Source organism: Nocardia sp. NPDC051832 (assembly GCF_040681285.1).
In the GTDB taxonomy this organism is placed as follows: domain Bacteria; phylum Actinomycetota; class Actinomycetes; order Mycobacteriales; family Mycobacteriaceae; genus Nocardia.
Genome location: NZ_JBFAYL010000006.1, coordinates 104,632 through 117,096, shown reverse-complemented (window position 1 = coordinate 117,096; position 12,465 = coordinate 104,632). Strand labels below are relative to the sequence as shown.

The 12,465-nt window shown below is 69.8% G+C and carries 11 protein-coding genes; 6 read left to right on the top strand and 5 right to left on the bottom strand.

Features of this window, described 5'->3' with window-relative positions; genetic code table 11:
* Positions 1 to 27 precede the first annotated feature (27 nt).
* From AB0M14_RS32965 to AB0M14_RS32950, 4 genes are all read left to right on the top strand, one after another.
* Complete coding sequence (locus AB0M14_RS32965; protein WP_365002360.1) at positions 28 to 906, top strand: SDR family NAD(P)-dependent oxidoreductase; 879 nt, start codon at positions 28 to 30, stop codon at positions 904 to 906.
* 107 nt (positions 907 to 1,013) lie between these two features.
* Entirely contained in the window at positions 1,014 to 1,634 is a 621-nt protein-coding gene (locus AB0M14_RS32960; RefSeq protein WP_365002357.1) for an urease accessory UreF family protein, read from the top strand.
* 29 nt (positions 1,635 to 1,663) lie between these two features.
* Positions 1,664 to 2,380: an urease accessory protein UreG gene (ureG, locus tag AB0M14_RS32955; protein ID WP_365002354.1), complete on the top strand. Its 717-nt coding sequence runs from the start codon at positions 1,664 to 1,666 to the stop codon at positions 2,378 to 2,380.
* Entirely contained in the window at positions 2,370 to 3,029 is a 660-nt protein-coding gene (locus AB0M14_RS32950) for an urease accessory protein UreD (RefSeq protein ID WP_365002350.1), read from the top strand. Before ureG ends, AB0M14_RS32950 begins: the two co-directional genes overlap by 11 nt.
* Here the strand turns inward: AB0M14_RS32950 and AB0M14_RS32945 are convergent.
* The 3 genes from AB0M14_RS32945 to AB0M14_RS32935 form a co-directional block, all read right to left on the bottom strand.
* On the bottom strand, positions 3,026 to 3,463 hold the full coding sequence (locus tag AB0M14_RS32945; RefSeq protein WP_365002348.1) for a hypothetical protein: 438 nt from the start codon (positions 3,461 to 3,463) through the stop codon (positions 3,026 to 3,028). The genes AB0M14_RS32950 and AB0M14_RS32945 overlap by 4 nt on opposite strands.
* Positions 3,464 to 3,640: 177 nt before the next feature.
* On the bottom strand, positions 3,641 to 4,399 hold the full coding sequence (locus AB0M14_RS32940; protein WP_365002340.1) for a hypothetical protein: 759 nt from the start codon (positions 4,397 to 4,399) through the stop codon (positions 3,641 to 3,643).
* A gap of 113 nt (positions 4,400 to 4,512) precedes the next feature.
* Positions 4,513 to 5,943 (bottom strand): NAD(P)/FAD-dependent oxidoreductase, encoded by a 1,431-nt coding sequence (locus tag AB0M14_RS32935; protein ID WP_365002337.1) that lies wholly within the window; start codon positions 5,941 to 5,943, stop codon positions 4,513 to 4,515.
* Positions 5,944 to 6,086: 143 nt separating this feature from the next.
* Here AB0M14_RS32935 and AB0M14_RS32930 point away from each other — a divergent pair, with 143 nt between their 5' ends.
* Positions 6,087 to 7,538, top strand: a complete 1,452-nt coding sequence (locus AB0M14_RS32930) for a cytochrome P450 (protein ID WP_365002334.1) — start codon at positions 6,087 to 6,089, stop codon at positions 7,536 to 7,538.
* Here AB0M14_RS32930 and AB0M14_RS32925 read toward each other — a convergent pair.
* Positions 7,525 to 8,418: a tat pathway signal sequence gene (locus AB0M14_RS32925; protein WP_365002332.1), complete on the bottom strand. Its 894-nt coding sequence runs from the start codon at positions 8,416 to 8,418 to the stop codon at positions 7,525 to 7,527. The genes AB0M14_RS32930 and AB0M14_RS32925 overlap by 14 nt on opposite strands.
* A gap of 99 nt (positions 8,419 to 8,517) precedes the next feature.
* Entirely contained in the window at positions 8,518 to 8,652 is a 135-nt protein-coding gene (locus tag AB0M14_RS32920; RefSeq protein ID WP_365002329.1) for a hypothetical protein, read from the bottom strand.
* A 248-nt stretch (positions 8,653 to 8,900) separates the two neighbouring features.
* Between AB0M14_RS32920 and recC the strand changes: the two genes are divergently transcribed.
* Positions 8,901 to 12,350, top strand: coding sequence for an exodeoxyribonuclease V subunit gamma (gene recC, locus AB0M14_RS32915; RefSeq protein WP_365002326.1), 3,450 nt, complete (start codon positions 8,901 to 8,903; stop codon positions 12,348 to 12,350).
* The last annotated feature ends 115 nt before the right edge of the window (positions 12,351 to 12,465 follow it).

The following is a 12,465-nucleotide window of genomic DNA, read 5'->3' as shown; positions in this document are numbered from 1 at the left end:
CGGCCGAAGATGCAATACATTTGACGGGTGACTGAGACGCAGCCCCCTGCCAACGGGCGACCGCTCGCCGAACGGGTCGCCACCCGTCTGCTCTATCCGACCACGCGCCCGCGCGAGAAATCCCTGCGGGCGGCGGTTTCCGGGCGCGTCATCCTGATCACCGGCGCCTCGCACGGCATCGGCAAAGCCAGCGCCCGCAAACTCGCCGCGTCCGGTGCGGTGGTGCTGCTGGTCGCGCGCACGGTCGACGATCTGGAGACGGTCGCGGCCGACATTCGCGCCGAACGCGGTGTGGCGCACGCTTATCCGGCCGACCTCACTGATTTCGACGCGGTCGAAACGCTGGCCCGCAACCTGCTCGCCGAGCACGGCCATATCGACGTCGTGATCAACAACGCGGGCAAGTCGATTCGCCGCCCGATCGACCAATCCTATGACCGCTTCCACGATTTCACGCGCACCATGGACATCAACTACCTGGGCCCGGTGCGCCTGCTGCTGTCCTTGCTCCCGCACATGCGCGAACGCAAGCAGGGGCACATCGTGAACGTCTCCACCTGGGGCCTGCTCATGCCGCCGACCCCCCGCTGGGCGGCCTACGGGGCTTCGAAGGGCGCCTTCGACACCTGGCTACGCACGGTCGCCACCGAAATAGCCGGCGACGGCGTCACCACCACCTCCATCTACATGCCTCTCGTGCACACCCGCATGAGCGCCCCCACCGACTTCAGCAACATCCCGGGCCTCACCGTCGACGAAGCGGCCGACCTGATCTGCCACGCGGTCACCGCCCGGCCGCGCGAGATCGCCCCGTGGTGGCAGGCGCCCGTACAAGCGTGGACCGACCTCGGCCGCAGTCAGGCCGCGCGTTTCATGGAGCGCGCTTTCCGTCTCGGCCGGTTGTAGTCCGCCGCCACCTGTGCGGCGCCGCCCACAGGCCGACCGGCGCGCGGCAGCGACACGCCGGAGCATAGGATCGGGCGGTGCACAAGACCTCCGCGACAAATTTGGCGATGTTATTCGCCCTCGCGGATTCGCGGCTGCCGATCGGCGGGCATGTGCATTCCGGGGGAGTCGAGGAAGCTGTCGCGTCCGGGCTGGTGCGGGACGTGCGGTCGGTGGAGCTGTATCTGCGCCGCCGGATTCGCACCTCGGGATTGGTGGCCGCGTCGCTGGCCGCCGCCGTGTGCCTGGGGGAACTCTCGGTAGAGCGGGCCGAACTCGAAGCTGATGCGCGCACGCCCGCGCCCGCCGCGCGCACCGCCTCGCGAGCGCAAGGGCGGGGGCTGCTGCGTTTGGCGAAACAGCTGTGGCCGCAAGAGGATTGGGCCCGGCTGGGAGCTCGCCCGCACCTTTCCACCGTCTTCGGAGTCGTCGGCGCGGCCAGCGGGGTGAGCGCGCAGGAAATCGCGGGCGTCGTGGTCTACACCACGCTGACCGGCGCCGCGACCGCCGCGCAACGCCTGCTCGCGCTCGATCCGGCGGCCATCGCGATGTGCACGGTCCGCCTGGCCGAGCTCTGCGATCAGACCGCGGCAGCGGCGGTCACCGGCCTCGCGGCGCTGTCGGATCCGTTGCAGGACGTGCTCGCCGAACGTCATCCGCATCGCGACATGCCCCTGTTCGCAAGCTGAAACACGCACCGAGAGAAGGAGATTGCACCATGCCCCCGCACCTGATCGATGGTGAACCGCACGATCATTCCCAGGATCGCCCGAAGCGGCAGCGCACGCCGGGGGAGGCGCTGCGGATCGGGATCGGCGGCCCGGTCGGCTCCGGCAAGACCGCGCTCACGGCCGCGCTGTGCCGGCAGTTGCGCGAAGAACTGTCCATCGCCGTGCTGACCAACGACATCTACACCACCGAGGACGCCGACTTCCTGCGCCGGCACGCGGTGCTCCCGGACGAGCGGATCACCGCCGTGCAGACCGGCGGCTGCCCGCACACCGCCATCCGCGACGACATCACCGCGAACCTGGACGCCATCGACGACCTGATCGCGGCGAACCCGCCGCTGGATCTGATCCTGGTCGAATCCGGCGGCGACAACCTGACCGCGACCTTCTCCTCCGGCCTGATCGACGTGCAGATCTTCGTGGTCGACGTGGCCGGCGGCGACAAGGTGCCGCGCAAGGGCGGGCCCGGCGTGACCTTCTCCGACCTGCTGGTCATCAACAAGACCGACCTCGCCCCGCTGGTCGGCGCGGATCTGGGCGTCATGGAGCGCGACGCCGCCAAGGTCCGGGAGAACCGCCCGACCGCGCTGATCTCGCTCACCGACGACCCGGCCGCGACTCCGGTCCTGGCCTGGGTCCGCGAGCAGCTCCGGGTGATCGCCCACGCGGACGCGCACGCCTCCGATTCCGCTGTTGCGCACTGAGTTACGGATCGTGGCGGCCGCCGGGTCGCTACCGGAGATCCATGCCGTCGGCGGGCTGGCCGCCCGCCGCACGGCCCCGGACCAGGTGCACCTGATCGGCACCGCCGCCACCCCGCTCGGCGGCGACGAACTCGACATCCGCATCCTCGTGGGCGCCGGCGCCCGCCTCACGGTGCGCTCGGTCGCCGCGACCATCGCGCTGCCCAGCGCGGCGACCGCGCTGTCGTCGGCGCACTGGCACTTCGAGGTCGGCGCCGGCGGTCAGCTGGACTTCGACCCGGAACCGACCATCATCGCGGGCGGCGCCCAGCATCACGCGCGCACCACGGTGCGAGTGGCTCCGGACGCGCGCCTGCGGATCCGCGAACGCATCCAGATCGGCCGCACCGGCGAGGACGATGGCGAATGGCGCGGTGACCTCCTCGCCGATATCGGCGACACCCCCCTCCTGCGCCACCGCCTGCACCTCGGCCGCGACTCGGCAACCGACGACGCCCTCTCCGCACCGCGCGCCCTGGACAGCGAACTCGTCTACCCGGACACCCGCCCGGCCGAAGTCCACGGACTCGACGGCGTCCTGCTCCCACTCGCCGCGGGCGGCAGCCTGTACACCCGCCTCGCCCACGCCCTGGCCGCAGAGCTCGTCTAGCCCGACAGACTCGGGATCAACCCGCCGAGACCGCCGCAGGCGCTGCCCGACGCGCTGCCGGAGCCACCGCCGGATGCCGTGACCTGCACGGTGACCGAATCGCTTATCAACAGCTGCCGTGCTTCGAGCTTGTGCGCGCCCGGCGTCGAGGGCGTCCATTTGATGGTGACCTTGTTGCTCAGCAGCGAGGGTGACACCGGGCTGCCGGGGATGTCCGCGCCGTTGTCGGTGAACTTCACCGTGCTCACCCGGTCGACTTCGACCGAGGCCGTGAGGGTGTAGGAACATCCCGTTTTGTGGTCTTTGCCGGATACTTCGAGGTTGCCGACCCACGCCCCGGCTTGCGGGGCGGCGAGCACCATGGTGGCGGCCATGGCGCCGAATGCGGTGAGTCCCATGCCGATCCGGCGCGTACCGTTCGTCTGTGCGTTCATGCTGTCTTCCCTTGTCTACCCACAGCCCTCGTGGGTAGCCGCACAGTAACGAACGATCATGTTTCACATTTGGGTTTTGCTCGAATCGCCTTTGCGCACAAACACAAAAGGTGGGATCCGACCCCGTTGTCGGATGCCCACCACTTGTGTTGTAACCAGCCGAGCCGTAGAACTCGCTCAGTCGCCGACGACCCGCGACGGAGCGTTGAACGCGTTGACCGCACCGACCACGCCACCGGCCGCGGCACCGACCATCGCCGCTGGAACGGTGATCACGGCCGCGCCCATCGCGGCGCCGAGCGCCGGACCGGCGAAGATCCCGACCGGGACGAACGGTGCGCCGACCACCAGGCCGGCAACACCGCCGACGAGCGCGGAGGTGAGCGCGAACGGAGCCGCCGCGGTAGCGCCGGCGAGCGCGCCGACCGCCGCGGTGCCGACCGTCTGACCGGCGATCCGGTCCGAACGGCTGCGTTCCATGCCGATCGAATCGAGGAACGTCGCGATGTTCGCCTCGGCCACGGCCGAGTTGTCGTTGATCTGAATCGCTTGTTCTTCGTTGATCCAATCCGGCGCGGGCACCGTGACGTCACCGAACCGGAACTGCCCGGGCGGCGGCGCGATCGGCGGCACGGGTGCCACCGGGACCGGCGGGTGCAGCACGCCCACGGGCGCGAGGTACCGCTTGTCCGGCATCGGGCGCGACCACTGCAGCGAGCTGCGGGTGTTGTCCGGGATGTCGAGGCCCTCGTACGGCGTCGCATTCGGGACATCGGCCGCGGGCCACTGCGCGTTCTGCGTGGTGCCGGCCTCGGTGGGCGCGGCGTTCGCGGTACCGGAACCGACCAGCGCGAGCACCAGCGGAACCGCGCCCGCGGCGACTGCCGGGCCGATCTTGGACGGCGGGGCCGGAGCTCTGTGTTTGCCTGTGGGCATCAATCACCTTTCCTGAGAGACGTGCATGTTCGACGTCCCACATTCGGATCAGCTCGGCCCACGGATTGGTCGATCTAGAAGCGGATTTCGAGCGTGGCTTTGCCACGCATTTGCTAGCCGACTTGGCGTTCCGCCGTCGCGCGGCCGGGCGCCCGGCCGTTGCCCGGCGGCGCTCCGAGCGCGGCCGCGAGTTCGTCGGCCTCTTCCTCGTCGGAGTTGACCTGTTCCAGCGCGAGGCGCGCGAACACCCACTGCTCGGTCGCCGCCATCTGGCCGCGAGTGCGGCCGAGGAAGGAGACGAACCACTGGATCACGGTGATCAGGCGGCTGCGGTAGCCGACCAGGTAGTACAGGTGCAGGCCCAGCCAGGCCAGCCAGGCCAGGAATCCGCCGAACTCCAGCTTGCCGACCTGGCACACGGCGTTGAACCGCGAGATCGTCGCCATGGAGCCCTTGTTGAAGTACTTGAACGGCTTACGGTCCTCGGGCCGTGCGCCTTTGAGCCCGGCGTTGATCGCTTTGGCCGCGTAGGTGGCGCCCTGGATCGCGCCCTGGGCCATGCCGGGCACATCGGGCACCGACATCAGATCGCCGACGACGAAGACGTTGGGGTGGCCCTTGATGGTGAGGTCGGGCTCGACGATGACGCGGCCCGCGCGGTCCACCTGCGTGCCCTCGGAACGCTCGGCGAGCATCTTGCCCAGCGGGCTGCCCTGCACACCGGCCGACCACACCTTGGTCGAGGACTCGATGCGGCGAATGGTCCCGTCGGAATCCTTCACCGTCACGCCGTGCGCGTCGACATCGGTGACCATGGCGTTGAGCTGGATCTCCACGCCCATCTTCTCCAGCTTGCGCTGGGCCTGGCCGCCGAGCTTGGGGCCCATCGGCCCGAGCACCGCGCCGGCGCCCTCGACCAGGATGACCCGGGCGTCGCGCGGATCGATGTTGCGGAAGGTTCCTTCCAGCGTGCGGTCGGCGAGTTCGGCGATCTGACCGGCCAATTCGACGCCGGTGGGGCCGGCGCCGATCACCACGAAGGTGAGCAGCCGGTCCCGCATCTCCTGGGTGGTGGCCAGCTCGGCGCCTTCGAAGGCGCCCAGGATGCGGCCGCGTAGTTCGAGCGCGTCGTCGATGGTCTTCATGCCCGGCGCGTAGGTGGCGAACTGGTCGTTGCCGAAGTAGGACTGCTGGGCGCCGGTCGCGACGATCAGGCTGTCGAACGGGGTGACCGTCGCCTGGTTCAGCAGATTGGAGGTGACGGTCTTGTTCTGCAGATCGATATCGACGACGTCGCCGAGCAGCACCTGCGCGTTGCGCTGCTTGCGCAGCACCAAGCGGGTGGCGGGGGCGATCTCGCCGACCGACAGGATGCCGGTGGCCACCTGGTACAGCAGCGGCTGGAACAGGTGGGTGGAGGTCTTGGAGATCAGGGTGACGTCGACGTCGGCACGCTTGAGGTGCTTGGTGCCGAACAGGCCACCGAAGCCCGAACCGATCACCACCACCTTGTGACGACGGTTCTCGACAGCTTCTGTGCTCATCGCCGGTGCTCCTCGAAAGACCTGGGGTTCGTCCCCCGCGAACGGTTAGTGACCAAGCCCAACCGTAGTCGGTTGTGCGTGAACCCGATCCACTGGGCGCTTGAACAGAATACGATGAACCCCCTCGTTCCTGGAGGTTTGTCATGGTCGCGGACGCTCGTGTCTCGGAGAACACATCGCTCATCGACATCCCGGGCGAACATCTGATCGATCGCGTGCTGCGCCGCATTCCGGAGCGGCCGCGCGTGCTGGCCTCGCCGCCGCGGGCCAGCGACACCACCGCCGTACACGGCGATATCGGGCTCCCGTACCTGGGCCGTTCGCTGCAATACCTGCGCTGGGGCCCGGCCGAGATGATGGACCGGCATCGCCGCTACGGCCCGGTGACGATGTCCCGGTCGCTGGGCGTGGAACGGGTGCTGGTCACCGGGCCCGAGGGCATCGACCAGGTGCTCGGCATGCGGCGGCGGGATTTCGGGCAGGGCTGGAACTATTTCATCGGCCCGTTCTTCTGGCGCGGTCTGCTGCTGCTCGAATTCGACGAGCACATGTTCCACCGGCGGATCATGCAGCAGGCCTTCACCCGGGAGCGGCTGGAGGCGCATTTGGGCGCGCTCACGCCGGTGGCACGCGCTGCCGTCGCGCAGTGGGTGCCGGCCGGCTTGGCCGGCGCGACCGTGCGGCTGTACCCGACGATCAAAGACCTGACCCTGGAGATCGCGGGGGAGACGTTCATGGCCGTCGACGTCGGCGCGCGCCGACGCGACCTCATCGAGGCGTTCATCGCGTGCACACATGCGGGGCTTGCCACGATCCGGCATCCGGTGCCGGGCGGACGGTGGCGGGCCGGGTTACGCGGGCGGAAGGTGCTCGAGCAGTACTTCGCCGAAATGCTGCCGGACAAACGGCGCAGCGATTCGCCCGACTTCTTCTCCGGCCTGTGCCAGGCCCGCAGCGACGAAGGGGCGGTGTTCAGCGACGACGACGTGGTCAACCACATGATCTTCCTGATGCTGGCCGCACACGACACCACCACGACCACCGCCACCGCCGTCGCCTATTACCTGGGCAAACACCCGGAGTGGCAGCAGCGGGTGCGGGCCGAGGTACTGGCCGCCGACGGCCCGGCGACGATCGCGGGACTGGACCGGATGCCGGACCTGGACCTGGTGATCAAGGAGAGCCTGCGGTTGATGCCGCCGGTGCCCGGTTTCCCGCGGCGCGCGGTGCGCGACACCGAGATCCTCGGCCACTACATTCCCGCTGGGACCCCGGTCGACCTGGCTTACCACGTCAACCACCTGCTGCCCGAGCTGTGGACGAGCCCGGAAAGGTTCGACCCCGAACGGTTCGCCCCGGACCGGCGCGAGGACAAATCGCATCGGCTGGCCTGGGTGCCGTTCGGGGCCGGGGCGCACAAATGCATCGGCATGCACTTCGGAACGTTCGAGGTGAAAACGCTCATCGCCGAAATGGTGCGCGCCTACGAGTGGAGCCTGCCCGCGGACTATCGAATGCCGTGGGGGTTCACCACGATTCCGTTCCCGCGCGACGACGCGCCCCTGACGCTGCGCCGACGGGCTACCGCCCCTTGAGCAGCATCTCCGCGACCTTGGTGTCGGTGTCGGCGCCCTCGGTGTAGCCGCCGTCCGCGCCGAGCGAGCTCATGATCGCGAGGGTGTAGCGCTCCTCCGGGCCGGCGAAGCCGACCGAGTTGACCACCCAGCCGCCCTGTTCGGCGGACCAGCCGTTCTTCAGGCCCGGCCGCATCTTCGCGCCCGCGCCCCAGACACCCCAGTGCTGGTTGAAGTCGACCGAGCGCATCCGGTCCAGCAGGTATTCGCGGTCGTCGGGATGCATGCGGGTGAGCGCGTAATCCATCAGGCGATCGAGGTCGGCGACGGTGCACTTCTGAAACGACCAGTCCGGGAACATCGCGGTGGTGGTCGGCTGCGGCACCAGGCCGACCATGCCGTTGGCGCGGAAGGCGTTGTTGAACGCCATCCGGTCGAAGCCGGAGTACTTCTGCCACAGGATGTTGGTGGCGGTGTCGTTGGAGGTGGCCAGCATGGATTCCATCAGGCCGCGGTCGTCCGGGCCGAGCGCGATCGCGCCGACGCGGGCGCGATTGAGCAGGTCGACCGCGATGGCGAGCTTGATGGTGGAGGCGGTCCAGACCGAGTCCTCCGCGTGTTCGTTGGCGTAGACGCCGCCGGTGACGCGATCCCGGATGATGTAGCCGGTGACGCCGGGGCGGGACTTGAGGTAGGCGTCGACGCGATCGATGCGGTTGCTCAGATCGGCGTCGAAACCGGGAATGGCCCGGGTCAGCGCGGGCGGCGCGGCATTGGCGCCGGGCGCCAGCGCGGGCGCGGTGGGGATCAGTACCGCCGCGGCGGCGAGGACACAAGCTGATGCGGCCACGCGGGGAAGTGCACCGGTGCCGGCCAAGGGGTAACGCACGAGGGAACACATTGGCACATCGCCCCGTTGGACGCACGTCTTGAGCTCGGCGCGGCGCTGTGTTATTTGCGAGACCAACGATCCGGCAATCCGGTTCGGGCCGAGCCGAATTCAGCGGAAGGCGGCCAGCAGCTCTTCGACGGTGCGGCCGTTGAGGCGATAGCAGTGCTCGAAAGCCTCGGTGTGCCGGTCCCGTGGCCAGGTGTGCAGGACGACGGTACGGCCGTAGAAACGTGAGTTGACCAACTCCCAGTGAGCACCGACTCGGCGGACTGTGAATCCGGCTCTCGGAACCAGGGGAATCACCTTCGCTGCCATTGACGCGAACCAGCCTTTCGATCCAGCTTCCCGTCCTCCCCGGTTGAGCACTGTCGCACATCGATTCGCGCGAACGGCCGTGACACGGCCGAGAAAAGCGTTCGCGTGTGGCTTAATTCACTCGCGTGGCGTGGGCCGGTGTGGTTGCGGGGGAGTCGCTGGCGTATAAACGACCAATGCCGCTGCACATCCACCGTGCCGAGCGCGCCGACATCCTGGCCGATTCGCTCGCCGCGGTGCTGGCGACGCCGCTGGACGATCCGTTCACCGCGGAAGTGGTGGCGGTCCCGGCCAAAGGCGTGGAACGCTGGGTGACGCAACGACTCTCGACGGTGCTGGGGGTGTCGGGGGCGCGGGGTTCCGTCGACGGTGTGGCGGCCAATATCCGGTTCCCTTCGCCTGCCGCGCTGGTGGCCGAGGTGCTCGCCGCGGCGGGCGGGGTGCGGGCCGAGGACGATCCGTGGGCCGGCGAGCGTGTGGTGTGGACGCTGCTGGGCGTGATCGACGCGGCGCTGCCGGAACCGTGGTGCGCGGTGCTGGCGCGGCACCTCGGCGCGTCGGAACCGGCCGGTCGCGACTATCGGGCGGGCCGGCGCTACGCCACCGCCGCCCGGCTCGCCGCTCTCTTCGACAGTTATGCCGCGCAGCGCCCGGCTCTGATCAACGCCTGGGCGGCGGGCTCGGACACCGACGGCGCGGGGCACCCGGTTCCCGGCGATCTGCTGTGGCAGCCGGAGCTCTGGCGTCGCCTCCGGGCCGCGGTGGACGCGCCGAGTCCCGCGGAGCGCCTGGACGCCGCCTGCGCCCGCTTGCGCGCCGAACCGGCCGCCGTCGCACTGCCACAACGCCTTTCGGTCTTCGGCGCGACGCGCCTGCCTGCCGACCAGCTCGCCATCCTGGCCGCGCTGGGCGAAGGACGCGAGGTTCACCTGTGGCTGGCCCACCCCAGCCCGGCGATGTGGTCGACCCTGGCTAACCTGTCCCCGGCGACCTCCCGGTCGGCCGACACCACGACCACCGCGGTCCGCCACCCCCTGCTGGCCGGCCTGGCCCGCGATGTGCGGGAGTTGCAACAGCGCTTGCACGCGGTCGCCGACACCCACGTGACGGACTCACCTGCCGCCGCTACCGACACAGCGATGGATCTTGTGAGCCTCTCCGTCGCGGACGGTGACGGCGCGCTGCACCGCCGATCTCCGATGCCGGGCGTCGCGGTCGGAACTGCCGACGCGCGCTCTGCCGGGCAGACGCTGCTGGCCTCGATTCAGGCGGGGATCCGCGATGACCAGTGGCCGCCTGCCCCCGGTGCGCATGTCGTGGACGGCAGCGTCCAGGTGCACGCGTGTCATGGTCCGACGCGACAGGTGGAGGTGCTGCGGGAAAGCTTGCTCGGGTTGTTCGCGGCCGATCCGACCCTGGAGCCGCGGGACGTGCTGATCATGTGCCCGGAGGTGGAGGCGTACGCGCCGCTGGTGCGGGCGGCCTTCGGGGCGACGGGAGCGACTGAGGGGGCGCGGGATTCGGCGCATCCGGCGCATCTGCTTCGGGTGCGGCTGGCCGATCGGGGGCGTGGGGTCACCAATCCGATGCTCGCGGTGATCGCGACACTGCTGGAGTTGGCCGACGGGCGGGTCACCGTGACGCAGGTGCTGGACCTGGCCGCGTCGGAAACCGTCTGTCGCCGTTGCGGTTTCGACGACGACGCGATCGAGCGATTGCGGGAGTGGGCTGCCGAATCGGGGGCGCGCTGGGGGATCGGACAGCGGCAGCGGCAGGCATTCGGGCTGGCCGATTTCGCGCAGAACACCCTGAACGCCGCGGTCGACCGGATTCTGCTCGGTGTCACCGCCGACGAATCCGCCGACGACTGGCTGGATTTGGCGTTGCCGCTCGGCGATGTGGACTCCGGGGATGTCGACTTGGCGGGGCGGTTCGCCGAATTCGTCGACCGGCTCGCGGTGTGCCTGCGCGATCTGCGCGGGCCGCGCCCCGCGAGCGAGTGGGCGGCGGTGCTGGCGCGTGCCCTGGATCTACTCACCGACGTGCCGGACCGCGACTCCTGGATTCGCGCGGAAGCGCGCCGCGAACTGACCGCCGCCACCGAGCACGCCGGGGACGCGCAGTTGCGACTGCCCGATGTCGCTGTGCTGCTGGCGAATCGGCTCGCCGCCCGCCCCACCCGCGCGAACTTCCGCACCGGCGAGCTGACCGTCGCCACCATGACGCCGATGCGGTCGGTGCCGCACCGGGTGGTGGTGCTGCTCGGCCTCGACGACGATGTGTTCCCTCGCGCCGGCGGCATCGACGGCGACGACGTACTGGCCCGCGATCCGCTCCTGGGCGAGCGCGATCCGCGCAGCGAGGACCGCCAGCTGCTGCTGGACGCGATCATGGCGGCGCAAGACAAGCTGCTGCTGTTCCACACCGGCGCGGACCCCGTCACCGGGACCAAGCGCCCGCCCGCCATCCCGGTCGCCGAGATTCTCGACGCCGTCCGCGGCTACCTCGGCGACGCCGCCGACGCGGTGGTGACCAGGCACCCGCTCCAGGGCTTCGACCGCCGGAACTTCCACGCGGACAAGCCGTTCAGCTTCGACACCGTCGCCTTGGCGGGCGCGGTGGCCGCCGCCGCGCCCCCGAATCCACGCCCGGTGTTCCTGCCGGAACCCCTGCCCACTCCCGAGCTCGGTGACGTCGCGCTGACCGACCTGATGTCCTTCGCCGAGCACCCGATCCGCGCGTTCCTGTGGCAGCGTCTGGGCCTGCGCGTTCCCGAACATGACGAGGACATCGCCGACCGCCTGCCCATCGAACTCGACGGTCTGGCGAAATGGGACCTCGGCGAACGCATGCTGACCGCCCGCCTCACCGGCGCCGACCCGGCCGGTCTGCGCGCCGCCGAATGGCGTCGCGGTACCCTCCCGCCCTTCGGCCTGGGCGGGGCGGTTCTCGACGAGGTCGAACACACCGTCGACAAACTGGTGCGCGCCGCGCTCCCGGAATACCAAAGCCCTGCGCGCGCAGTCGATATCGCGATCGACCTCGGCGGCGGCCGCCGCCTCACCGGCACCGTCCCGGAAGTGCACGGCGAGACCCTGGTCCGCACCACGTTCTCCCGCCTCGCACCGAAACATCGCCTCACCGCCTGGGTGTCGCTGCTCGCCCTCGCCGCCACCGAAGATCGCTCCTGGCGTGCCGTCACCACCGGTCGCGGCCAATTCCACCGCCCCGCTTGGCGTTCGGTGCTCAACGCCCCCGACCGCCCCGCCGCCCTCACCGTCCTGCGCGATCTCGTCAAACTCCGCGACGCGGGCTTGTGCGAACCGCTGCCCATCACTCCCACAGCAACCGCCACTTACGCCGAACGCCGCCTGCGCGGTTCCTCGGCCGAGGAAGCTTTCACCTCCGCCGAACGCGATTTCAACGGCGGCCCGAACGGCCCCGGCGCTTTCGGCGACCACACCGACCGCCACCTCCGCTACATCTGGGGCCCGGCCCCCCGCCTCGACGACCTCATGTCCGCCCCGGCCCCGGCGGGCGAAGCCGCCGAAACCACCCGCTTCGGCGCGCTCGCCCGCCGCCTCTGGACCCCCCTCCTCGCGGCCGAAACCCAGGGCCAACCGTGACGGCCCCGCACATGATCAATACGGACACGCGGGCGGGGGTTCCCGGTCTGTGGGGGCGTGAGTGGTTCGATCGGTGTGGGTTGTGCGTTGCCGAGCGGGAAGTGGGTTTGCCCAT

What these genes read in the sequence shown, in the direction of transcription:
- AB0M14_RS32960 (WP_365002357.1), top strand. Translation starts at nt 1,014, where the DNA reads ATGTTATTCGCCCTCGCGGATTCGCGGCTGCCGATCGGCGGGCATGTG.
- ureG (WP_365002354.1), top strand. Translation starts at nt 1,664, where the DNA reads ATGCCCCCGCACCTGATCGATGGTGAACCGCACGATCATTCCCAGGAT.
- AB0M14_RS32945 (WP_365002348.1), bottom strand. Translation starts at nt 3,463, where the DNA reads ATGAACGCACAGACGAACGGTACGCGCCGGATCGGCATGGGACTCACC.
- AB0M14_RS32940 (WP_365002340.1), bottom strand. Translation starts at nt 4,399, where the DNA reads ATGCCCACAGGCAAACACAGAGCTCCGGCCCCGCCGTCCAAGATCGGC.
- AB0M14_RS32935 (WP_365002337.1), bottom strand. Translation starts at nt 5,943, where the DNA reads ATGAGCACAGAAGCTGTCGAGAACCGTCGTCACAAGGTGGTGGTGATC.
- AB0M14_RS32930 (WP_365002334.1), top strand. Translation starts at nt 6,087, where the DNA reads ATGGTCGCGGACGCTCGTGTCTCGGAGAACACATCGCTCATCGACATC.
- AB0M14_RS32925 (WP_365002332.1), bottom strand. Translation starts at nt 8,418, where the DNA reads ATGTGTTCCCTCGTGCGTTACCCCTTGGCCGGCACCGGTGCACTTCCC.
- recC (WP_365002326.1), top strand. Translation starts at nt 8,901, where the DNA reads ATGCCGCTGCACATCCACCGTGCCGAGCGCGCCGACATCCTGGCCGAT.